The organism is Hymenobacter daecheongensis DSM 21074 (assembly GCF_900141805.1).
Taxonomy (GTDB): domain Bacteria; phylum Bacteroidota; class Bacteroidia; order Cytophagales; family Hymenobacteraceae; genus Hymenobacter; species Hymenobacter daecheongensis.
In genome coordinates this window covers 266,672-289,527 of the sequence record NZ_FQYN01000001.1, presented here as the reverse complement: position 1 = coordinate 289,527, position 22,856 = coordinate 266,672, and the positions used below count along the sequence as shown (strand labels likewise).

At 59.6% G+C, this 22,856-nt stretch carries 15 protein-coding genes; 8 read left to right on the top strand and 7 right to left on the bottom strand.

Translation table 11 applies throughout. The annotated features are described in order from the left end of the window. Window positions 1–5: 5 nt before the first annotated feature. The 4 genes from BUB62_RS01205 to BUB62_RS01190 all read right to left on the bottom strand — a co-directional run bounded on the left by BUB62_RS01205 (window position 6) and on the right by BUB62_RS01190 (window position 5,954). Complete coding sequence (locus tag BUB62_RS01205; RefSeq protein WP_084538728.1) at window positions 6–1,169, bottom strand: DUF4249 domain-containing protein; 1,164 nt, start codon at window positions 1,167–1,169, stop codon at window positions 6–8. Window positions 1,170–1,250: 81 nt separating this feature from the next. After that, a complete protein-coding gene (locus BUB62_RS01200; protein WP_073105150.1) occupies window positions 1,251–2,393 on the bottom strand; it encodes a DUF4249 domain-containing protein in 1,143 nt (380 codons plus the stop codon). After that, the gene (locus tag BUB62_RS01195) at window positions 2,394–5,165 is read right to left on the bottom strand and encodes a TonB-dependent receptor (protein ID WP_073105149.1); all 2,772 of its coding nucleotides are present in this window, start codon (window positions 5,163–5,165) and stop codon (window positions 2,394–2,396) included. Between the two features lie 42 nt (window positions 5,166–5,207). Then, entirely contained in the window at window positions 5,208–5,954 is a 747-nt protein-coding gene (locus BUB62_RS01190; RefSeq protein WP_073105147.1) for a hypothetical protein, read from the bottom strand. Window positions 5,955–6,301: 347 nt separating this feature from the next. Here BUB62_RS01190 and BUB62_RS01185 point away from each other — a divergent pair, with 347 nt between their 5' ends. After that, complete coding sequence (locus BUB62_RS01185; protein WP_084538727.1) at window positions 6,302–8,782, top strand: T9SS type A sorting domain-containing protein; 2,481 nt, start codon at window positions 6,302–6,304, stop codon at window positions 8,780–8,782. A gap of 72 nt (window positions 8,783–8,854) precedes the next feature. On the opposite strand, the gene BUB62_RS01180 is transcribed toward BUB62_RS01185, so the two are convergent. From BUB62_RS01180 to BUB62_RS01170, 3 genes are all read right to left on the bottom strand, one after another. Further along, window positions 8,855–9,673 carry a TPM domain-containing protein gene (locus BUB62_RS01180; protein WP_073105143.1) on the bottom strand — a complete coding sequence of 273 codons (819 nt, stop codon included), beginning with the start codon at window positions 9,671–9,673 and terminating at the stop codon, window positions 8,855–8,857. Then, a complete protein-coding gene (locus BUB62_RS01175) occupies window positions 9,670–10,125 on the bottom strand; it encodes a TPM domain-containing protein (RefSeq protein ID WP_073105141.1) in 456 nt (151 codons plus the stop codon). The genes BUB62_RS01180 and BUB62_RS01175 overlap by 4 nt, the downstream gene beginning before the upstream one ends. A 69-nt stretch (window positions 10,126–10,194) precedes the next feature. Then, entirely contained in the window at window positions 10,195–10,773 is a 579-nt protein-coding gene (locus tag BUB62_RS01170; RefSeq protein ID WP_073105139.1) for a LemA family protein, read from the bottom strand. Between the two features lie 200 nt (window positions 10,774–10,973). Here BUB62_RS01170 and BUB62_RS01165 point away from each other — a divergent pair, with 200 nt between their 5' ends. The 7 genes from BUB62_RS01165 to BUB62_RS01135 all read left to right on the top strand — a co-directional run bounded on the left by BUB62_RS01165 (window position 10,974) and on the right by BUB62_RS01135 (window position 22,777). Next, the gene (locus tag BUB62_RS01165; protein WP_073105136.1) at window positions 10,974–11,972 is read left to right on the top strand and encodes a sugar phosphate nucleotidyltransferase; all 999 of its coding nucleotides are present in this window, start codon (window positions 10,974–10,976) and stop codon (window positions 11,970–11,972) included. A 268-nt stretch (window positions 11,973–12,240) separates the two neighbouring features. After that, on the top strand, window positions 12,241–13,620 hold the full coding sequence (locus tag BUB62_RS01160; protein ID WP_143163974.1) for a hypothetical protein: 1,380 nt from the start codon (window positions 12,241–12,243) through the stop codon (window positions 13,618–13,620). Window positions 13,621–13,727: 107 nt separating this feature from the next. Further along, complete coding sequence (locus BUB62_RS01155) at window positions 13,728–14,120, top strand: hypothetical protein (RefSeq protein ID WP_073105131.1); 393 nt, start codon at window positions 13,728–13,730, stop codon at window positions 14,118–14,120. 139 nt (window positions 14,121–14,259) lie between these two features. Continuing rightward, window positions 14,260–15,708, top strand: coding sequence for an FtsZ/tubulin family protein (locus tag BUB62_RS01150; protein WP_073105128.1), 1,449 nt, complete (start codon window positions 14,260–14,262; stop codon window positions 15,706–15,708). A gap of 198 nt (window positions 15,709–15,906) precedes the next feature. Continuing rightward, window positions 15,907–19,377, top strand: a complete 3,471-nt coding sequence (locus BUB62_RS01145) for a hypothetical protein (RefSeq protein ID WP_073105125.1) — start codon at window positions 15,907–15,909, stop codon at window positions 19,375–19,377. A gap of 164 nt (window positions 19,378–19,541) precedes the next feature. Further along, window positions 19,542–21,083: a hypothetical protein gene (locus BUB62_RS01140; protein ID WP_073105122.1), complete on the top strand. Its 1,542-nt coding sequence runs from the start codon at window positions 19,542–19,544 to the stop codon at window positions 21,081–21,083. A gap of 236 nt (window positions 21,084–21,319) precedes the next feature. Beyond that, window positions 21,320–22,777: a hypothetical protein gene (locus BUB62_RS01135; RefSeq protein ID WP_073105119.1), complete on the top strand. Its 1,458-nt coding sequence runs from the start codon at window positions 21,320–21,322 to the stop codon at window positions 22,775–22,777. The last annotated feature ends 79 nt before the right edge of the window (window positions 22,778–22,856 follow it).

Here is a 22,856-nt window from a genome sequence, read left to right as displayed (position 1 = left end):
AGCTACTACCAGAAAACCGGCCGCACGGCGGAGCCCCGCTTGCGGCAGTCGATGCAGTCTAGGCCCGCGGCCGTGTAGCCCCGCAGCCCCCCCGATTTGGAATACACATCCGCGATGGGCACCACGAGGCCGCTCTTGAAAGTGGCATCGACGTACTTCATCTCAATGGTGTCGGGCGGCACGCATTTCTCGTAGCCCGTATTAATAAACCACGTGCCGGGCAGCTGGCTTCGGCTAATGAAAATCCGTTTCTCGGCGGCTGAGTGTGCCCCTACGTAGCCGAAGGCAAGCTCTTCGGTATCGTTCAGGCAGCGCACATTGCCGGTAATCTGCGAAGGCAACGGGTCAAATAGCGTCCCGATATCCTCAGTGGTTTTTTTCAACTGGCTCCAGTAGGCGTATTCCTCCGGCGTGTGCGCGTACTGCTTCACCAGAATGCTGTATCTGTAGCGCAATGGGCTTTCGGTACTGGCCAGGGAGCGCAGCGGAAAATCCGCTACAATATCCTGGCTCAAGGAAGTGGTTTTGGTCAGAGCAACGGCGCTGGATTTAGCGGTGCCCCAGCAGATACTCGGGTATCCGGCCGTATTCGGGACCATCTGCCGCGTGAAGCGGTTGTATTCGTACAGCGGCCGGAAGGGCGGCATAATTTCCCAGGTTTCCTCATACTCCCAACGGTAGTACTGCGTGGTGTTTTTCGCGTCGTGGCTGTTCACATAAATGTTCAGGCCGTCGGCCGCGGCCTGCCAGCGCACATTGTCGATGGGCGGCGTGAGTTTGGCCGCCACGTATTCGGAAGCATACTGCTTGCCCGCCGCGGTGGTCAGGCGTAAGTGGTAGGGCTTACTCATATCCAGCTTCAGGCTGGCCGATTGGTACGTGCCCTTGGTAGCCGTTTCCGGCATTGCGTATCGGTTGCCGCCTTCCTGCTCGATGTACACGGTGGCCTTGGTTTCGGGCGGCGGCGGGCTATTGAGGCCCACCGGATAAGTGCGCGACAAGGTGATGGTAGTAATGCCGGTAGGGTTAATGAAGCCATCTACCACCAAATGGCTTTTGGCTGTGCTGATGGCATCCGGCATGTATTCGTCGATACAGCCCGAAAGCATGACCAGCAGCAGGCCCCATAACGTCATTTGGCGGCCGGAAGCATATAGTGTAAATTTCATTGGGGAAGAAAAGCGGTAAATGGCTGAGCAAGCCGACCAAGCAAAGGAAATCACCGGGCAGTGGCGGAACTAGAAAAAACTTCAGGGCCAGAAGGATGGCTTCACCGCGGAGCCCCGCAGGCGGCAGTCCACGCATTCTTTGCTTGATGAGATATAGCCTTCGGGTGTTTCATAAATTGGCACGTAGCTCAGAAAGCCGCTGAAAAAGGAGGCGTAGTCGCGTCCAATTAACACGGGCGGGAAGCAGGCCTCGTAGCCGGTGGCAGTCCGCCACTCATTGGGCAGGTCGGCCCGACTGATGAAGATGCGCTTCGCTTCCTCCGTATGCGCCCCGACGTAGCCAAAAACCAGCTCCGATGCATCACTGAGGCAGCGCACGTTGCCGGTGAGTTGGGAGGGCAGCGGGTCAAACAGCGTCCCGATATCTTCGGTATTCTTCCTTAGTTCGGTCCAATAGTCGTATTCCTCCTTCGTCAGGGCGTACTGCTTGACCAAGATACTATACTTGTAGCGCAGCCGGTCGGAGGTAGTCGGGTAGGAGCGTAGCACGTAGTCCGCCACGACATCCTGCGCCAGAGTTGTCGTCTTACTTAAGTGAATGTCCGGGGCTTTCTGATTGCCCCAGCAGATGATGGGGTAAGGCACTGCAATCGGCTGGAAGCGCCGCTCCTGTTTGACGTATTCCACTTGAGGGCGGAAAGCGGGGATAATCTCCCAGGTTTCCTCATAGTCCCAACGGTAGTAGCGCGTGCCATTGCTGTCGTCGTGGGCATTGACGACAATGGTGAGTCCGTCGCTGTTGGTGTGCCCGCGCACGTTGTCGATAACCGGGGTGGTTTTGGCCAACACCGAAGCCGACTCATATTCTTGACCGGCGGCCGTGGTAATGCGCAACCGATAGGAGCGGGCCAGATTTAGCGTGAGCAAGCCCGAACGGTAGATACCTTTAGAGCTTTCCACCAAGGGATACAAGCGGCCCGTATCGTCGATAATGCGGACGGTAGCCTGAGTTTCAGCGGGCGGCGGCGCAGCAGCCTGGATGTTGTAGGTACGCGTCAGGGTGATGGTAGTCACGCCGCGGCTGTTGATGAAGCCGTCGACGACCAGATGGCCTTTGGGGTCGCTCAGTACATCGGGCATATAAGCATCGATGCAGCCGGGCAGCAGCAGCGTGGCGATGCACCAGCAGAAGATACTGCGAGCAATAACCAAGGAGCGACGCATCTAGAATTTGAAATTATAGGTAATCGTCGGAATCGGCTGCCCGAAAATAGAAAGCTTGTAGCCTTTAATCAGCCCATTTTCCGACTTGAAATAAATAGAGTACGGGTTTCTGCGCCCTGTCAGGTTGTACACGCCCAGCGTCCAGGAGCTGTGCGCCAGCTTCTTGATCTTGTGGCTGCCCTCCAGGTTGATGGCCACATCGGCCCGGTAGTAGTCTGGCACGCGGTAGGCGTTGCGGTCGGAGTAGTACACGCGCAGGGAGTTGGCTACGTAGTATTTGGCCAGCGGCAGCGTAATGGGCCGCCCCGTGCTGTACGTGAAATTCAGGGAGGTGCTGATGCGCCGGCTGAAACGGTAGTTGCCAATCAGCGTGACATCGTGCGGCTTGTCGAAGTTGCTAGGATAGAAGCGGCCACCGTTCACCATCTCAGCGGTAGTGCCAGCATTCACCTGCACCAGCGAGCGGGAATACGTGTAGCTCACCCAGCCATTTATTTTGCCGGTCAGCTTTTTCACCATCAGCTCCACGCCATAAGCCTTGCCTAGTGCATTCACAATGTCGGTTTCAATGTGGTGGTTCAGCAGCAGTGTAGCGCCGCTCTTGTAGTCCACAAAATCGCGCAGCGACTTGTAGTACGTTTCCACCGAAGCCTCAACGGTATTCGATTTGAAGTTGCGGTAGTAGCCTACCGACACCTGGTCGCCCACCTGGGGGCGGATGTTGGCATCGCTGAGCTTCCACGTATCGGCCGGCGACACGGAAGCCGTGTTTGTGAGTTGATGAATATACTGGCGGGTGCGGTTGTAGCTGGCTTTCACCGAAGTGTTTTCCGTGAGGGAATAGCGGGCCGAAAGCCGGTATTCCGGGCCGTGATAGGTAGCCAGTACTTTGCCGCTGGCGTAGCGCACGGTATCCAGAATCGAGTTTTCGGTTTTAGCCACGTCCGACGCATACCGATACACATCGCGCGGGCCCAAGGCGTTGAACAAAGAATAGCGCAGCCCTACTGAAACCGACAGGCGCGGGGTCAGGTCAATCCGGTCGGAGGCATACACGGCACTTTCCAGCGCTTTTTCCTGGCCCAGCACGTCGGGCCGAATCAGGGATTTTTCTCCGTTTGGGGTCAGGCTGCCCGGCGAGATGTTGTAGAGCAGCGAGCTAAAGCCAAAGTCTATGGTGTGGCGGGAATTGGGAAAGTAGCTGAAATCGGCCTGCAGATTGGATTGTTTGATGCCATACTGCAGGCGGGAAGAATTCACCGGGTTTTTCTCACTCACAATGTCGTAGGCATAGTGGCTGTAAGCGCCCGTAAATACGCCGTAGAGCTGATTGGTGAAATTATACTGCCACTTCAGGCTGGCATTCTGGTTCAGGTACTGATACGTGGTGTCGCTGGCCAGTCGGAACCGGTCGGTGCTGAGGTAGCCCGTGGCATAGAGCGAGTTTTTCTCGTTGATTTCGCTGCTCACGTGGCCGCTCAGGTCGTAGAAAGAGGCCGAGCTTTGGCGGAAGCTGCTGTTCGAGAGCTTCTTCAGAATCCAGTCGGAGTAGCTGGTGCGCCCACTGATGATGAAAGCGGCCTTGTCTTTCACGATGGGGCCTTCCAGGGTTAGGCGGCTGGTTAGCGGCCCAATGCCACCCGCGCCGGCGAACTTCTTCTTATTGCCTTCCCGGGTCTTAATTTCCAGCACCGAAGAAAGCCGCCCGCCATATTTGGCCGGAATGGCACTTTTGTACAGCTCCACCGTCTGCAGAATATCGGGGTTGAAAGCCGAGAAAAAGCCGAACAGGTGGGAGGGGTTGTAGATAGTAGTGCCATTGAACAGAATCAGGTTCTGGTCGGTGGCCCCGCCGCGCACATTCAGGCCCGTGCTGCCTTCCCCCACCGACTTCACGCCCGGCAGCGTGAGCACCACGCGCAGCAGGTCCGTTTCGCCGAAGGCCGTCGGAATCTGACGCATCGTTTTGATGTCCAGCTTCTCCAGGCCCATCTGCATCCCCGACACGTTCTTGTCTTTCTCGCCCTCAATCACCACTTCCTTCAGAGGCGTGATATCCTCCTCTACCTCGATTTCCAGCTTGCCGTCGCCGCGCAGCACCACTTGGCGCTTGGTATTCTTAATGCCAATACCGCGTATCTTCAAATCGTGGCGGCCCACCGGCAGCGTGAGCGAATAGTAGCCGAACTGGTCGGTGCTGGTGCCCACCGACGGGGCTTCGCTGTAGATGGTGGCCCCAATGACGGGCTCCCCCGATTTGGCCTCCCGGATATGGCCCGCCAGCGTGGCTTTGCCGGTCGTTGTTCCGGCTGCGCCCAGCTCATACACCTTAAACTCGGCCGGACTCACGTAGCGCGAGCGGCCGGTGCTGCTGGCAGTTTCGGCATCGTCGGCGCGGGTGTTGGCGGCGGCCGACTGGGGCGTTTCGGGCTGAAAAAAGTAGTCGGGCAACGTGGGCTCCAGCAGGAGGCCGGCCGTGATAAAAACCCGGTTTTCCTCGTCGAAAACGAAGCGGAAGGGCTTATTTTTCAGAGCTAGTGCTAACACGTCCTCTACGGGCTGATTCTGCGCCTGAAGCGTAATCATCAGACTATCGACGGCTTTGGGGTCAAAATAGAAGCGCAGCTTCGTCTGTGCCTCCAACTGCCGGACAAATTGCTCAAAAGGAGTCTGGTTGAAATTGCCGCTGACTGTTTGCTGACTTTGTTGCGCATTTGCTGCAAAGCTGAACACCAGCAACAGTAAGAATAGCAAGAGGTATAAAAATCTCATATCAGAAGTTTGAAAATACAGAAATGAATATTGCTGAAGAAATTAATTATGCTTCAATTTTAAATAATAGCGTGTGGTAGCGATTATATCAGAAGCATATGTGGCGGTTTTGAATTTCAGATGATTGGCTCGAATGTATTTTTGAATCTCCTTTCCATGGTCATTGTACAAGTGTATAATCGCGCTTCTAGAATTTGCTGGATAATACACACCACCTTTCTTAACAAAAAAAGCATCCTTCTGCAGAAAGTTAATAACCAGTTGGCCGTCACTGGTTTGCTCCTGTATTCTCTTGTAGCGTTTTGCCAGCACTTGCACAGTGCTATCCAACAATACTTCATAATAGCCAGTGTTCAGAGCCCGGCTAGAGGCGCTGTCAGCTACCACTCGGATAAATGGGCGGCCGGCCAGCGTGAACGAACGAACATGTTCGTTCACCAGCCGCAATGTAAGCGGATTGGTGGTCTGCTGGAGCACCACCTGATCCATAGCTATATCGTAGGTGAACTTTAGATTGTTAAATAAATGATTATTATAATAAATGCTGCCCTCGGATTTTTCGCTGGTTAGGAAAAATTGGTGTCCGATGCTCTTGTAATAGCGCTTGGTATAATCAACATATTCGGGGCCATTATATAAGCTGGGATGCGCGCCAAAGGCAGTGCTATATTGAGCACTAAGCACCAGAGACGTGGCAGCGGCGTCTGGGAGTTCTGATCCGGATTGACTGAAGGCTGACTGACAGAATAAAACGAGTAGAAAAGAGCAAATCCAATGTTTTGCTTTCATGAGTAATGTGAAAAAGACAACCGATATACTATCCTGCTAGCTACTTAAGCGCTCAATATAGGCAGTTTCCTCAGAATGCTGCTCCGGCGCTCCATTCCAGTTATCACCTGTAGTAATCGTCGACTGACATACTTTGCCAGCAATTGGCTACCAAACCTCCCTCAAAAAATCCGCCTACCTACTTCTACCGCGCTGACTATAGGCTCCGGCGTGCGCCTAGTATACGTGGCCTGCGTTAGTGGCGCAAAGCGCCCAGCGGCGGCTGTAATAAGGTAACGGGCATCGTCAAGTTCGATTTAGGCTGGTTGTAACTACCTTGCCAGAGAATTGTCTTTTTTCGGCTTTTTATGAAAATACACTTATTGTGCGGCCTGGTGGCCGGTTTTGCTCTGCTGGCTGGGTCTCCTGCCCTGGCCCAAACCCTTGACCCGAGCTTCGTTCAGGCCGAGCTATATCGTCCGGCTCCGGTGAAGGCGGCCGTGGGTCAGCCCGATGGCAAGCAGCTTGTCCTGGGCACGTTTGCCCAGACAGAAGTGGGCCCGGACCGGGTACTGATGCGCTACAACGCCGACCACACCCTGGACCAGGCCTTCTGCACCAATGTGGCCACCCTGCGCGGCGATATCAACAACGTGCGGGTGCTGCCCTCCGGCAAGCTGCTACTCGTAGGTGAAGGAGCCCTGACGCTCGGCAGCCTCACTCGGCAAGACTTGCTGCAACTCAACGCCGACGGCACCGCCGATGCCAGCTTTGATGCGGGCCTGGCCAGCAGTAGCGGCGGCGCAGGCCGGGTATCGGCGGTGCAGCCCGACGGAAAAATCCTGGTAGGCGGCTCATTTACCAACTACAACGGCAGCGGCGCCCAGCGCCTGGTGCGCCTGCTGCCCACCGGAGCCGTGGATGCCACTTTCAGCGTAAGCATAGGTTTCGCTGGTGGCCTGGAGGAAATTACCCTGCAGCCCGATGGAAAAATTTTGGTGGGTGGCTCGTTTACCGCCCCCAACGGTATTGTTCGCCTACTTCCCAACGGGAGTCTTGATGCCTCCTTTTCTTCACCCCTGAGCAACGTACCGAGTGGCTACTCCCGGGTGAGCATGATTGGCCTGCAGCCCGACGGTCGTATTCTGATCAGTACCGGCCATTATGGTCTTCGCTTCAACGATGGGTCCACGGCGTTGGTAGCCCGGCTGCTGGCCGACGGCAGCCGGGATGCTTCCTTCGCCGTGCAGTCCCAGACCGGCCCTCCTCCCGTGTACAACCGCTACGATGCCAACGAATTCATTGTCCAGCCCGACGGCCGTATTCTGGTTGCCGTGCAGGGCGTGTATGGAGGTCAGTCTACCAACTGGCTTATTCGCCTGAACGCCAACGGCACGCGCGATGCCTCTTTTTCGGCCCCGCTGCCCAGCAACCGCACGCCCACGGAAATCAACTCCCTGCGGCTAATGCCCAACGGTCAGCTGCTGATTGCCGGGCAGAACTTCCGCTTGAACGGGCACCGCGGTGATGTAGCGCTGCTTAATGCCAATGGCAGTCTTGATGCTTCCTTCAACCCCGTGCTGCTAGCCGGCGGGCAGGTATATTGCGTCATCCCACAGCCCGACGGCAAAGTGTTGGCCAGCGGCGTGTTCGATGAGGTTGCGGGCGTGCGGACCAGCAATGTAGCCCGTTTCAACGCGGATGGTAGCGTAGATGCAGCCTTTACGGCCCAAGCCGCAACTCTTTTCGGAGTGGAGCAGATGGTACAGCAGCCGGACGGCAAAATTCTGCTGGCTGGTTCGCTGGCCACTACCGGCACCAATCCAACCCAGACTCTGGTGCGGCTGCTCCCTACCGGTGCGACCGACAACTCGTTTCAGCCGGCCGCGGGCACCTTCGTTTACCGCTTTGCCCTGCAGCCAGACGGCCGCATTGCCATTACCGACGGCGCTGATATCTCCCGCCTGCTGGCCAACGGCCAGGTGGACAATACGTTTGCGCAGGCTACCACCGATGGGAGCGTATACACGCTGCTAAGTCAGCCAGACGGCAAAATTCTGGTCGGGGGTTACTGGACTGCGTTCAACTCCCAGCCCCGACGGACTTTGGTACGCCTGCTGGCCAACGGCTCGGTCGATGCTTCCTTTTCGTCTCCCATCCAGAATACTCCCGATGTAGAGGTGGACGAGCTGCTACTTCAGCCCGACAGGAAGATAATAGCGGGCGGCTACGTATATGCCGGCATGACGGCTGCCCAGCAGGCATTTGGCCTGTTTCGAACCCTGCCCGATGGAGCAACTGATAATAGCTTCGTCAGCAGCCTGCCCGTCAACGGCAGCGGGGTTGGCTTTGTGCGGGGCCTGACGCTGCAGCCAAACGGCCGCCTGCTGGTAGCAGCGTACGCCAATGGTGTGGTTCGCAAGCTGGCCAATGGTCAGTCGGATCCGTCGTTCGGTCCCATTAGCTTCAGCAGCGACGTGGAAGATGTGGCAGTGCTTGCCAATGGCAAGCTGGTGGTAGGTGGCTTTTTCACCAGCGTCGGCGGGCAGCGGGCCTTGGGGCTGGCAGGCCTCACGGCTCCCAATGTGCTGAATGCGGTCAGCCCGCAGTTCAATGCACCCACTGCGGCATGGCCGAATCCAGCTCACGAGGTACTGCGGATAAAGCTAGATGCCACGGCCCGCCCATTGAGCGTTGAGTTGCTGAACGCAACAGGCCAACTCGTGTATACTCAGACTACTCCGCAACCGCAATTAAGCCTGTCGGTGGGGGCTCTGCCCACGGGCATTTATCTGCTTCGGGTAAACTACGCCGGTGGTTCGGTAGTGCGCCGCGTGGTAGTCCGCTAGGCTCTCTAGTTATCAGCAACAAAAACGGCGGCCCATATAGGCCGCCGTTTTTGTTGCTGATAACTAGAGAGCCTACCACTCGCCGCTGGCGCCGCCGCCGCCGGAGCTGCCGCCGCCGAAGCCGCCAAAGCCCCCACCGCCGCCCCCGCCGCCAAAACCACCGAAGCCACCGCGGCCGCCGCTAAAGTCGCCGAAGATGATGGGCGGAATCATACCGCCGCCGAAGCCGCCGCTGCGCCGCCCGCCGCCCCCGCCACCGCGGCTGCGCAGGATGATGAACAGCACGATGGCCGCAATGATGAGCCAGAACTTCCAGCCCGAGCCGCTGTCGTCGGTATTCTGGCGGGCGGCGGGCGTCTGGTCGGCTTGGTATTCGCCTTTGGCTAGGGCAATGAGCTGGTCGGTGGCCCGGTTCAGGCCCTCGTAATACTGCTTCTCCCGAAATGCGGGCACAATGGTATTGGAGATGATGCGCTTAGCCAAAGCGTCTGGAATGGCCCCTTCCAGGCCGTAGCCGGTCTGGATCCGGGCGCGGTGCTCCTGCTCGGCTATCAGCAGCAGCACGCCGTTGTTGGTGCCTTTCTGCCCGATGCCCCAGCTTTCGTAGAGCTTCTGGGCGTAGTCGGCAATTTCATAATCGCCGAGGGTGGGGATTGTGACGATGGAAATCTGCGAGGTGGTGGAGTCGTTGTAGGCCACCAGCTTCTGCTCCAGGGCCTGCTCCTCATCGGGGCGCAGCATGCCGGCCAGGTCGTTAACGAGGCGCGGCGGATTGTGGCGTGGAGGCAGCTGCTGCGCCCACAAGGGCCGCCACGGGCCGGCGGCCAGCAGCACAATCAGCAGGAGTCGAAGCCAGATACCGCGGAGCGGCAAAGCGGGGGAGTTGTTCATACGCGCGGCGGCTTGGCGTCGCCAAACGAGATGGTGTCGTCGAGTTCGTTGTGGTCGGTGGCGTGGTCGTAGGGGAAGTGGTGCTGCAGCTGCTCGCCCACCATCTTAATACCGCGCTCCAGGCCCAGCACGAATTTGCCGAGGCGAAACTGCTCCAGCACGGCTTCCTTGGTGATTTCCCAGAACTCATCCGACACCACGGAGTTGATGCCTGCATCGCCGATGACGGCAAACTGGCGCGTATCCCAGGCCAGGTAAAACAGCACGCCGTTGCGCAAGGCCGTTTTGTGCATGTTCAGCTCGGCAAAAACCTGCGCGGCGCGGTCCAGGGGCTCGGGCGTGGGGCAGGCATCTTCCAGATGCACCCGGATTTCGCCGGAAGTCGTGATTTCCGCCTGCCGGATGGCGGCGACCAGCGCCGCCTCCTGCTCCGGAGTGAGAGGGTTGTTCATTCCTGCTGTTTATTAACGTGTCATGCTTCGGCAAGCTCAGCATGACAGCCGTTTTACTTTGAAACGAGCTTAAAATTGAACCGTCGGGGCTTTTTGCGAAGCGGCGTCGGCTTCGAAATAGGGTTTCTCCTTGAAGCCGAACATGCCGGCAAACAGATTATTCGGGAACGACTTGATGTAGCCGTTGTAGTCGTTGGTGGCCGCGTTGAACTTGCCGCGCTCCACGTTGATGCGGTTTTCGGTGCCCTCGATCTGGGCCTGCAGCTCCTGGAAGTTGGCGTTGGCTTTCAGCTCAGGGTAGTTTTCCGACACGGCCAGCAAGCGGCCCAATCCGGCTGATACCTGGCTCTGGGCTTCCTGAAATTTCTTGATGTTTTCAGGGGTCAGCTGGTCAGACGAAAGCTGCACGCTGGTGGCTTTGGCGCGGGCATTAATTACGTCCGTCAGGGTCGACTTCTCGAAGTTGGCGGCACCTTTCACGGTGTTCACCAAGTTCGGAATCAGGTCGGCGCGGCGCTGGTAGCTGTTTTGCACGTTGGCCCACTGGGCTTTCACGGCTTGGTCTTTCGACACCATCGAGTTGTAGCCGCACGACGACTGGGAAAGCAAAATCGCCAGACCGACGAAGTAGAGAAGAAAGCGTTTCATGGGAGAGAATTGGAGGTTGGAAGGAAAAGGAGAGAAAGAGCGCGGAAAACAAAACCCGCAGGCGGCGCGGCCGGTTACGACAGACCGCCCGCGGGCCGGTGCGCTGCAAAGTACGCATTCAGGCCATTGCGGTTGTATCGGGTTGCGGTTCGCTCCGCAATGATTCCTTACTTTGCGGACTTACGCTAGCGTCATCGTTCATGAAAGCTGTTATTCCCGTTGCGGGTATTGGGTCGCGCCTGCGCCCGCACACGCACACCCAGCCCAAGTCGCTGGTGCCCGTGGCCGGCAACACCATTCTGGGGCACATCATTGATCGGCTGCGAGCCGCCGGCATCGAGGAGTTTGTCTTTATCATCGGCTATCTGGGCGAGAAGATTGAGAGCTACGTGCGCCGGCAGTACCCCGAGCTGAGGTCTACGTTTGTGGTGCAGGAGCCGCGCGAAGGCATCGGCCATGCGTTGTGGCTGGCCCGCGAGACTTTCCGCCACGAACACGACGGCGTGCTGATTATGCTCGGCGACACCATCGTGGACGTAGATCTGGGCTTGCTGCTGCACACGCCCGGCAACGTGCTGGCCGTGAAGGAAGTGAAAACGCCCAGCATGTTTGGCCTGGTCGAAACCGGCACCAGCGGGCGCGTGACCAAAGTGGTGGAGAAGCCGCGCATTCCGAAGTCGAACTACGCGCTGGTGGGGCTGTATAAGCTTGCCAATGCCGACTGGCTGGCCTCGGCTCTGGAGCGCCTCATCGACCAGGACCAGCGCACCCACGGCGAGTTTCAGCTCACCGACGCGCTGATGCTCATGATTCAGGACGGGGCCCAGATGACCACGGCGCCGGTAGACAACTGGTTTGACTGCGGCCGCAAGGAAAGCCTGCTCGAAGCCAACGCCCGCCTGCTGAACCGCCCCGAATTTCTGGAGCGCGACTACACCGAGTTTCCCGATACCATCATCATCCCGCCCGTCAGCATCGGCAAGGACTGCCAGATTTCGCACTCCATCATCGGCCCCAACGTGGCCATCGGCGACCGGACCATCGTCAAAAACACCATTCTGAGCGACTCCATCATCGGCTCCTACAGCGAGTTGCGCCAGGCCGTGATGCACGACTGCATCGTGGGCTCCGATGCCTCGTTCCGCGGCCTGAACCACACGCTGAACATCGGCGACAACACGGAAATTGACTATAACTAGCCGCTGCGCTGCGGCTGCTTCGCTACTTGGGATTAATTTGCAAAGGCTTCGTGGCTTTACTGATACAGTAAAGCCACGAAGCCTTTTTCGTTGTGGCACAGTTTTATCGGGCTGAGCGGCACGGCTTTGTTCGGCGCGCAAATCCTATATGCGGTTTTTGCCATAAAATTTTATAGCCTTACACACGTTCCGCTCACAACCTGCCCGACCCGTTGGCAGTACGCAGCAAACGACGTCGGTTGGCGGCTCTTACTTTTTTCGAATGCACTTGACCCGTTCTTTTCGCCTGCTTCCTGCCCTGACCGTGGGCCTGTTGCTGGCCGGCTGCTACTCCCGCTCCGATATGAAGGGCGAAAAGGCCACCGCGCCAGCTGCCTCTACCGAAACCGCCGCCCCGGACGAAAACGCCACGACTCCCGCGCCCACGGCTGATGCTACCAATAATTCTGCCCCAGCAACTGCGGCTGCTGGCCCGCTGGCCCAGGTGAACGTGTTTCTGGAAGTATCGGGCTCTATGGAAGGTTTCATGCCCAAAACCGGCGCGGATGCCGCTAATACCCGCTTCCAGCAGCATGTAGCACAGTTTCTGTCAGAAGTGAACCGCAGCAGCGCGGCCCGCAAAACCTACTTCCGCATCAAGGAAAAGCCCTACCGCGACTCCTACCAACAGCTTTCCCAGACGGTGCGCTCCGGCATTCAGCAGCCCGCCAGCAGTACCGATATTCCGACGGTGCTCGACACGCTGGTTAGCGGCTATTATGCCACCAACACGGTGAGCGTGTTGATTTCGGACTTCATCTACTCGCCGAAAAACGCCGGGGCCATTCCCTACATCAGCACCGATATCACCGACGCGCTGAACCGCACCCAGCGCCCCGACCTGGCCATCTCGGTGTACGGCTACACGTCGGATTTTCGCGGCGCGTACTATCCAGCCCTCAATACCGGCGTGAGGAAAATCAGCGCCTGCTGCGACACGCCGATTCCGTACTACTTCTGGGTCATTGGCCCTGCCGATGCCGTGCGCCGCTTCGATGCGGCGCTGCTGGAGCGGCAGCCGGGGCAGCAGGCTCACTTTGGGGTGAAGTACCCCACGCCGGCCTCCTCTTTGCTTAGCCGCTTTCAGAATGTGGGTGCTTGGTACTACGGCGAGAAAGACGCCAGCAAGCGGGCCGCCGGGGCTTCATACCATACCGTGGCCGTGAGCAGCATCTCTGCCAAGGAACCAGTAGAATTTGTGGTGGGCATGGACCTGAAAACCCTGCCGGCCCTCTACCGCGACCTGAACTACCTGAAAACCAGTCTTAACATACAGGCCCAGGACACCGACGCGAAGATAGTTAGCGTGTTTGCCGCTAATGAGCAGACAAAAAACAGCAGCGGTGAGGAAAGTAAGTACACGCATTTTGTGAAAGTGCACGTTACCAAGCTCGGCAAGGCCGCCCGCCCGCTCCAACTGGTGCTCCGGAACCAGCGCCCGGCCTGGGTGGCGCAGTGGACCACCAAAAACGACAGCAACATCAACCAGACCGGCACCAAAACCTTTGCTCTCAGCAGCCTCATGGATGGCGTGCAGGCTGTAACTGCCACTGAGCAGACCCCAACGCCGGTGTTCATTATCCCGCTCACTCTGCAGCCTGCAGACTAAGCAATGGGGAATCTTGAGGGTTGCGTTTTGAATGGATACTGTCTTCCGCCGCACTACTCAATCCTTTCCATTCAGCATTCAGTATTTAAAATTCAAAATTTCTAAGAATGAAAGGTTTCTTCCGCTTCATCTACGAGCTTATCGGCACCCCGCAGCCTCCTTCCGAAACGCCCGTGTACCGGGAGGTGATTTTCCCCAACGTGGGCCTGCTCACCATCGGCCTGTCCCTGGCTATGGTGCTCATTTTCTACTACCTCATCAACCGCGCCCTGGGCGTGGCCACCTTCAACAAGGTGCGGCACTGGGTGATTTTCCTGGTGGTTAATGCCGTACTGGCCTTTGTAATCGGCATCTGGCAGACCAATGCGCAGGAAGTGGCCTCGCACAGCTACATCTACTGGATGGCCACCTGGAACGCCATCCTGGGCCTGTTCTGGTTTTTCCTGTTCTCGGTGTTGCTCAAGCGGGGCTCCACCAACGCCAGTACGACGCCTTTTTAGGAATGTAGAGACGCATACTTGCGTCTCAATCGTTGGATGGTCCGGCGGCTAAGCGGCTATCGTTCAACGGCAGACGCAATTATGCGTCTCTACACGAAATCTGCGCACTCCGCGCTTAATCAGCAAAATCTGCGATTCAATGGCTAAACTGTTCATTTTCGGCATTGGCGGCACCGGCTCCCGCGTCATCCGGTCCCTGACCATGCTGCTGGCCTCGGGCGTGAAGCTCGCCAACTGCGACCGGGTGGTGCCCATCATCATCGACCCCGACGCCCACAACGGCGACATGAACCGCACGGTGGACATGCTCAAGAGCTACCAGCAGATCTACCAGCACCTGGGGCCCCGCGAGGACGGCTTCTTCCAGACGGATATGAGCACCCTGAGCAGCATCTCGGCCGACACCAACGGCGGGGTGAAGGACACATTCGTATTCGACTTCGGCGGCATCAACCAGAGCTTCCGCCAGTACCTGAGCTACGACCAATTGTCCGTCGATTCCAAGGGGCTGGTGGAGTTGCTGTTCACCCAGGACAACCTGGAAAGCCCGCTGACCATCGGTTTCCGGGGCTCGCCCAACGTGGGCAGCATCGTGCTGAACAAAGTAGTGGAGTCGCCGGAAATCCGGTTTTTCGCCGACAACTTCCAGGCCGGGGACCGGGTATTCTTCATCTCCAGCATCTTCGGCGGGACGGGGGCCGCAGGCTTCCCGCTGCTGCTCAAAAACCTGAAAGACCCCAACACCCGCCTCAGCAACGCCGGCTACCTGCGCAACGCTCTCACCGGGGCCGTGACGGTGATGCCCTACTTCGCCCTGCAGTCGGAGGATAACTCGGTTATCGACTCCAACTCCTTCCTGACCAAGACCAAGGCCGCGCTCAGCTACTACGAGCACAACCTGCAGGGTCTCGACGCGCTGTACTACCTGGCCGACACGCCCGACACGCCCTACGAAAACCAGCCCGGCGGCACGGCCCAGCGCAACAAGGCCCACCTCATCGAGCTGCTGGCCGCCCTGAGCGTGGTCGACTTCATGCAGTACTCCGACGCGGAGCTGCGCAACGGCGCCCCGCACTTCCACGAGTACGGCCTCGGCACCGACACCCAGGATTTGAACTTCAGCCACCTGCCCGACGAGAGCCGGGAGCTGATTGCCAAGCACCTGACCCAGCTGCTGTACTTCTCGCGCTACCACAAGCAGCACCTGCCCACCGACAAGGCCCCCTACCACGACAACCTGAACCTGGACCACGCCCTGCGCAACGAGCCCATCTTCAAAGAACTCAACAACTTCCTGCACAGCCCTGAGTACGGCGTCGACGAGTGGCTCAAGGAGCTCAGCCAGAACCGCCGCAGCTTCCGCCCCTTCGACCTGACCACCGACGACTTCAACGCCATGATTGCGGGCAAGCCGGTGGAAAAGAAGTGGAACGACTTCTTCAACAAGGGCCTCAGCCAGAACTACTTCCTCAACCAGCTCAACGACGCCGCCAAGTCCATCCACGAGCCCGACAGCTTTCGCAAGCTGGTGGCTTTGTTCGATCAGGTGACGGATAAGGCGTTCGAGGAAAAGGTGAAGGTGGTGTAGCGGAAACCCCTCCCCAACCCCTCCCCAAAAGGGAGGGGCTCTAGCTTTGGCTTTTTGTTCTAGCTCTTGCTCTTGCTCTCGCGGTAGTTGTAGCTGCGGTTTTAATCCCTGGTTTTTAGTCCAAAACAAACGCCCCGAACATCCTCGTCAGGCTCCCCATCCCTTTTGGGGAGGGGGCCGGGGGGAGGGGTCCACGATATGCCCAAAGTCCTTCGTCTTCACAACAACGGCTCCCAGCAGGTGCAGGGCTGGCAGAAAACCGCCCCCATCACCAGCACCGAAATCAATACCGTCACCGACCCCACGGGCGGGCGGGCCAAGAACGTGGCGGTGAGCATTCCGACGCCGTTTGCGCGGATGCACCTGTTTGAAACCGCCTTCGACTTCCTGGCCCGGGAAGGGCAGCGCAACCCCGGCTCAGTCTACCACGAGCTGGTGTCGCACCTTTGGGATTTGTTCGAAATCCTCTACAATTACAACCTCTACACTCAGGCCGGCCGCAAAATCACCCTGCGCCGCTGGAACGTGGAGGCCGAGCTGCGGCGGATGCAGCAGGACGAAGGCACCCGCCTGCTGGGCGAAACCCTGCGCCTGTTCCTGCAGGACGACCGGTTCCGCGACTTCTCCGACATGTACCTCGTGTTCTACGAGTCGCCGAATATGCCCGGCGGGCCCCAGCTGCTCGGCGGCACTTCGCCCTTGACCTTGCTCTTCACCGCCCCCGCCGTGCGCCAGCTGGATCTGGAGCGCGCCCAGGCCAAAGGGCACTACTTCGACAACCAGGTAGTGCTGCTCGAAGACCGTTCCCCGGCCTTCCGCGACTTTGTTTACGAGCTGTTCCTGGCCTACCCGCAGCTCCAGCGCCGGGAGTTTGCCGGCAGCGTGTTTGCCGGGCTAGACCGCAACCGCATCAACCAGATGCAGATGCAGGGCGACCATACGGCCCAGCAGTTTGCCACCAAGTACCCCGCCATTGCCGACTTCCAGGGCAACCTGGCCAGCGTGAAGCACGTGCCCCTGCCCAGCCGCGCCGACCAGTCGGCCGTGACCAGCTCCGACCTGTTCATCGCGCCCACCCGGCAGACCAACCAAAGCCGGCCCACGCCGCTGGTGCTGCGCCCCAACCTGACCATGCAGGGTGCCAACTACCTCAACGGCCAGCCCTGGGACGACCGCACCCCGGTGCCCTACGCCGACGAGCTGACCCTGGAAAACCGCGTGCTGCCCGGCAAAGGCTTCAAGTACCCGTACCTGACCGTCGGCGACTTTCTGGAAGATGCCCTGGTGGAGCTGCCCTACGAGCTGAACGCCCAGCGCTTCCACACCGGCAAGGTCACGTTCCAGTACGGGGCCGACACCCAGGGCCGGGCGCGGTTTCCCTACTTGCTGCCCCTGCGCCAGACGTTCTTCGAGTACTTCTCCGACCACGACCTGGCCGAGCTGCTCACCTTCACCATCGACCTCAACCATGTGCGCATCGCGCTGCGGATTCCGGTGCAGGGCGGCCGCTTCATCACCTTCGAGCGGAGCTACTACCAGAACCCTCAGAACCCCAAGGACGCGCAGGGCCGGGAGATTCCCGAGAAGGGCCGCATCGTGAAGGCCAACATCGGCCTGGGTGTGCTCCCGTTCTACAAGATGCGCGCCCAGCCCGAGTACAACGACTTCTACAAGGTCATGCTTGTGGACGCCGACAACTCGCCCACCATGCTCCAGCGCCGCTACGACCTCACCTTCTTCGTGGGCGGGGAGCGGCTCACGGACCAGGGCGCGTCGAAGCGGGCCACCAAGTTTGAGCGCACCCAGAAGAGCGTGTCCACGGCCGGCAGCACCTACTACGAAATAACTGGGACGCACTTCGACCTGGCCGAGCTGACCTGCCCGCCGGCTTTCCACGGCGCACCCCCGGCCCGGGGCCTGATTGTGCCGCGCTGGCGGGAGCTGGACCGCGGCACCCGCCGCTTCACCTTCGCCGTCGACTTTGGCACCAGCAACACCCACGTGGCCTACGCCGACGGTCCCTCGGCCCACCCGCGCCCGTTCACCATCAGCGAAAGTGACCTGCAGATGGAGCTGCTCAACGCCCCGCTGCCCGACACCGGCTACTCGGCCTACCAGCGCTACATGCGCGGCCCCGGCCAGCTGTTCGACATTCCGCTGATTCAGAACCGCGAATTCGTGCCCAGCATCATCGGCGAGGCCGGCTCGGTGTATGAGTTTCCGATTCGGACTGCCGTGTGCGAGACGAACTCCTATGCCAACGAGCCCAGCAAGGTGCTCAGCAACATCAACATCGGCTTCAGCATCAACACCGAGACTGGGCAGCCGCCCCAGAACCGCTTCGTGACCAACCTGAAGTGGAGCGCCGAGCTGGACCCCCAGGGCGTGAACCGCATTGCGGCCTTCTTCAAGGAGATTTTGCTGCTGATGAAGCACAAGGCGGCCATGCAGGGCGGCATTCTGGAAGACACCCGCGTGGTGTGGTTTGCCCCGCTGAGCTTCGACATGTTTTTGCGCAACCAGTTCCAGCAGGTCTGGGACGAGGCCTTCCAGCAGATTTTCCGGGCCCGCCGCCCCACCCAGTGCATTTCGGAGTCGGTGGCGCCGTACTACTACCTCACGGCCACCAACCAGGTGGTGCCCAACCGCGACGAAAACGTCATCAACATCGACATCGGCGGCGGCACCACCGACCTGCTGATCTTCGCCGACCAGAAGCCCGCCTTCAGCTCCTCGTTCCGCTTTGCCGGCGACGACCTCTGGGGTGACGGCTACGCCCGCGTGCAGGGGGCGCCCAAGCAGAACGGCCTGCTCCGCCTCGGCGTGCAGTACGTGGAAAGCCTGCCAGACTCGGAGGAAAATCAGGAGTACAAGGGCTACCTGCGCGCCGCGCTCCAGAACCCCGATTTCGGCTCGGCCGACGTGACCAGCCTGCTCTTCACCTACAACGACGCGCTGCGCTTCACCCAGAGCCTGGGCCTGGGTAAGGGGCGGCAGCTGCGGGTGCTGTTCTACCTGCACTACACGGCCATCGTCTACCACGTGGCCCAGCTTGTGCAGCACCTCGGCCTCAAGCCCCCGCGCTACCTGTGCTTCTCGGGCAAGGGCAGCCTGTACCTGCGTCTGCTCAGCGGCGGGGCCAGCATGGCCGCCATTGAGAAGATCAGCAAAGCCGTGTTTAAGGCCGCCACGGGCCAGGAGGCGCCCCAGAACTTCCGCGTCATCCTGGCCGACAACCCCAAGGAAGCCACTACCAACGGCGGGGTGCTGTTCGAGGAAAGTGCCACCAGCGCCGCTGACTTCGACCAGATCCGCACCGTGAAGCTGGACGGCGCCCTGACCGGTCAGGACATCGACACGGCCCGCCTGAAAATGCCTCAGGTGGATGCCGACCTCAAGCAGAGCGTCATCGACAACACCAAGCGCTTCCTCGACATCGTGCTCGACAACGACGACGTAGCCCCGCTCATGCGCGAGGTGGGCGTGGACGTGGACCGCACCCGCATCAAGGAAATGCTGCTGCGCGAAATCGAGGACAGCCTCAACCTGGGCCTGCACCAGATTGGCCGCAACCTCGGCCAGGGCGAAACCCTGCCCGAAACCTTGTTCTTCTACCCGCTCAAGCAAGCCCTGTACAACCTGAGCCGGGAGCTGATTTCGAACGGGTAGGCCCTGAGTCCAAGAACAGAATCGGCTGTCATGCTGAGCGAAGTCGAAGCATCTCTACCGCCAAAGTAATTTGATTGCTACTGTGGTAGAGATGCTTCGACTTCGCTCAGCATGACAAGCTTAATAAACAACGACAACCAGCGTCCTTCCCCTTTCCCGCTGCCATGACCCTTTCCCGCCGCGTCTTTGCCTTGCTCACCGCTCTGCTGCTCCTAGCGACGGCCACCCACGCCCAAACGCCCCTGGGCCAGCCCACGCTCGACGAGCAGAAAACCCAGATCTGGTGCGCCACGATGAAGTTCGTGTACGGCGACACCGGCCGGCCCAACCTGCAAAGCACCCTGCGCTGCGGGGGCAGCCTCAAGGAGTTCGAAAACAGCATCAAGGCCGACAGCCAAAAGGTGTACAGCATGCTCTACCGCCCGCTGGAGGTGAAGGGCAGCATGTACACGGGGCTGGGCTCGGATAAGTCGCGGCTGCAGAAGCTGGCTACCGAAATCATCAACAAGCTGAAAGCCTCTCCGGCCCGCCGCAAGGATGCCGCCCGGATGCAGGGCGTGCAGGCCCTGGAAGCCCAGCTGAAAGGCTACGTCGAAAACGGCACCCCGCCCACCGACATTGCCGCCGCTCCCGCCGATCAGACTACCGACGTCATCGACACTACGGCTACCGACGATGCCGTGGCTGGCCCTGCCGAAACCGGCCTGGGCAGCCAGTCGGTGAACACGACAACAGCGCGCCCGGCGGGTGGGGAAAGCCTGATGAGCAAGTTCTTCGCCCCGCTGGCCTTGATTCTGTCTCTGCTGAGCCTGTTCCTCTACATGATGCTGCGCCGCAGCATCAGCGAGCTGGGCAGCCGCGCCGACCGCCACCGCAACGAGCTGGAATCGGTGAAGGCCTCCTCTACCAGCAGCACGCCCGCCCGCCCGGCTGCTACGGCTAAGGGCCTGACGCCGGAATTGCAGCGCGACATTGAGAAGCTGGTGCAACAGCGTGTGGCTGAGGAACTGGGCAAGCGGCAGGGGAGTGGGCAGCCGCAGGGCCAAAACCCAGGCAAACCGCAGAACCAGCCGCGCAACCAGGGAAATCAGCAGTCGAATAATCAGTCGCGGCCGGGGCAGCCGGTAGCGGTTCCTTCGCCACAACCCCAGCCCCAGCGCCAAGCGGCACCCGCGCCGCCAACTCCCGCTTCGGCCCCCGCCGCTGCCCCGGTGGCCGCGCCCGAATCCTTCCAGGAAGCCATGCCTCAGCCGCCCGTACTGCCGGCCGGCTCGACCGCCAGCGGCCCCCGCGACGAGTTCGACAGCCTGATTCCGCCCGTGCAGCTACCGAGCACGAACTGGGCCGAAGCCACTGCGCCGGTAGCATCAACGCCCGTACCGCCCGCGCCGACGCGCTACTACGTGAAGGTGCCCGTGAACGGTGGCTTCAGCGACTACGACCTCCAGGAACAGCCCCAGCACGACAGCATCTACGAAATCACCCCCGACGCCCGCGTGCCCGAGCGGGCCACATTCCGCGTCACGTCCAACTCCGCCGTGCACGCCTACGCCATTCAGAGCGCCCAATATTCTCTGCGCGATGCCTGCGCGTACCAGCAGCCCAACGGGCCGGTGTCGCGCATCGTGACGGATAAGGATGGGACACTGGTGAAGAGCAATGGGGCCTGGCAGATTGAGCACAAGGCAGCCATTCATTTCGAGTAGAATAGGCAGGAATTAACAGGCGCCAGAACGGTGTAGAGACGCGACATTTCGCGTCTCGTCGTTGAACGACATCCGCTGAACGATACCCATCGAACGGCCTCCAACAAACGGCGCGAACGCCGAGACGCGAAGTGTCGGGTCTCTACATCGTTCAATCCAGCGGCCTTTTTTGCATCTTCCCGCTCAGGTCAGCGTATTTGCGCTGACCTTTGTGCTTCGTTCCCGTTCCCGGTTTCATGCTCGAAATACTCCTCGAAGTCGTCGTCGTCGCCATTGTGGTGGGCCTGCAGATCCGCACGTTTCTGCAGACCCGCAGCCAAGCGGTCCGGCTCAGCCAGCTTTATCCTGATAAAAGTGCCCTGCGCGTGGAGCGCCGCCTCGTCACGCCTGAGGGCACCGACCTGCCCGACTACGCCGCCAACGCCCCGGAAGGCTCATTTCCGGTCGAAATCATCAAGGCCGACGCGGTATCCGAAGGCTTCCAGGAAATCATGGCCGACACCAACGGCTACCTGCGCTACAACAAGGGCGCGGCCGACTTCAGCATTCTGAAAGACATTTCGGAGCGCCAGAGTCAGGTGCTGGAAAATGCGGTGCAGGCCAACGTGGCTACGCCGCTGTACCTGGGTCTGCTGGGCACGTTTCTGGGCGTGATTCTGGGCCTGGTCGGCATTGCCCGCAATGGCGTATCCGACGACGCGGCGCTGACGCCGTTTCTGACCGGCGTGCTCATTGCCATGACGGGTTCTTTCGTGGGGCTGCTGCTCACGCTGCTCGGCAACGGCCTGGTGCGCAACGCTCACCAGAAGCTGGATCAGGCCCAGAACAACTACTATACCTTCCTGCAGGCCCGCCTGCTGCCCATCCTGCACTCGGACATGGCCGGCAGCCTCTCCAACCTGAAGGCCGTGCTCGACGCCTTCAACCAGGATTTCGTGAGCAAGGTCACCCTCTTCGAGCCCGTTATTGGCACCCTCACCGAGAACGTAAAAGTGCAGCGCGACTTTCTGGTGCGCCTCAACGAAATCGGGTTCGACAAAATGGCCAACGCCAACGTGGCCGTGTTTGAGAAGGTGAGCCAGTCGGCGGAGATGTTCGGGCAATTTGTGGGCTACCAGCAGCGGCTGAACCAGATGCTGGAAGACGGCACCGCCACTGCCCAGGCCGTGAGCAGCATCCTGGACCGGCTGGTGGGCTTCGAGCGGGGCATCAACAACGTGGGTCAGTACATCGGCCAGCACGACAACCTGATTCAGCACCAACTCGACTTCTTCCAACGCCACCAGAAGGAGATGAGCAATTTGGCGGCCCGCACTGAACAGTACTTCGACGAAGCCACCGGCCGCCTCACCGACCTGATGCAGCAGCGCCTGAGCTTCCACGAGCGCGACGCCCAGCAGGCCTACGAAAAGTGGAGCCAGCACTTCCAGCAGCTCAACAAGGACAACGTCTTCGAGCGAATCCGCCAGTACCTGGAGCCTTTCCAGCAGCTCAATGCCCAGCAGGAAGCCCTCAGCCGCGACGTAACAGCCACCCAGCGCGAATTGCTGCGCAAAATCGAGCTGGACTCGCAGATTCAGGCTAAAATTCTGTCGGAGTTGGCTAATCTGAATGCCGTGCTGGTGAAAGCCACCGCCAAAAACCGCCTCCAGCGGGCTATGGACAGCGTGTTTGGCGGAGTGAAGCCACAATAGAACGAAGTAGAGACGCGATACTTCGCGTCTCCTCGTTGAACGACCGGAGCCGCACGCACCGAACAACGTCAGCAGCGAT

Coding starts and splice junctions, on each gene's coding strand:
- BUB62_RS01205 (WP_084538728.1), bottom strand. CDS start 1,169: ATGAAATTTACACTATATGCTTCCGGCCGCCAAATGACGTTATGGGGC.
- BUB62_RS01200 (WP_073105150.1), bottom strand. CDS start 2,393: ATGCGTCGCTCCTTGGTTATTGCTCGCAGTATCTTCTGCTGGTGCATC.
- BUB62_RS01195 (WP_073105149.1), bottom strand. CDS start 5,165: ATGAGATTTTTATACCTCTTGCTATTCTTACTGTTGCTGGTGTTCAGC.
- BUB62_RS01190 (WP_073105147.1), bottom strand. CDS start 5,954: ATGAAAGCAAAACATTGGATTTGCTCTTTTCTACTCGTTTTATTCTGT.
- BUB62_RS01185 (WP_084538727.1), top strand. CDS start 6,302: ATGAAAATACACTTATTGTGCGGCCTGGTGGCCGGTTTTGCTCTGCTG.
- BUB62_RS01180 (WP_073105143.1), bottom strand. CDS start 9,673: ATGAACAACTCCCCCGCTTTGCCGCTCCGCGGTATCTGGCTTCGACTC.
- BUB62_RS01175 (WP_073105141.1), bottom strand. CDS start 10,125: ATGAACAACCCTCTCACTCCGGAGCAGGAGGCGGCGCTGGTCGCCGCC.
- BUB62_RS01170 (WP_073105139.1), bottom strand. CDS start 10,773: ATGAAACGCTTTCTTCTCTACTTCGTCGGTCTGGCGATTTTGCTTTCC.
- BUB62_RS01165 (WP_073105136.1), top strand. CDS start 10,974: ATGAAAGCTGTTATTCCCGTTGCGGGTATTGGGTCGCGCCTGCGCCCG.
- BUB62_RS01155 (WP_073105131.1), top strand. CDS start 13,728: ATGAAAGGTTTCTTCCGCTTCATCTACGAGCTTATCGGCACCCCGCAG.
- BUB62_RS01150 (WP_073105128.1), top strand. CDS start 14,260: ATGGCTAAACTGTTCATTTTCGGCATTGGCGGCACCGGCTCCCGCGTC.
- BUB62_RS01145 (WP_073105125.1), top strand. CDS start 15,907: ATGCCCAAAGTCCTTCGTCTTCACAACAACGGCTCCCAGCAGGTGCAG.
- BUB62_RS01140 (WP_073105122.1), top strand. CDS start 19,542: ATGACCCTTTCCCGCCGCGTCTTTGCCTTGCTCACCGCTCTGCTGCTC.
- BUB62_RS01135 (WP_073105119.1), top strand. CDS start 21,320: ATGCTCGAAATACTCCTCGAAGTCGTCGTCGTCGCCATTGTGGTGGGC.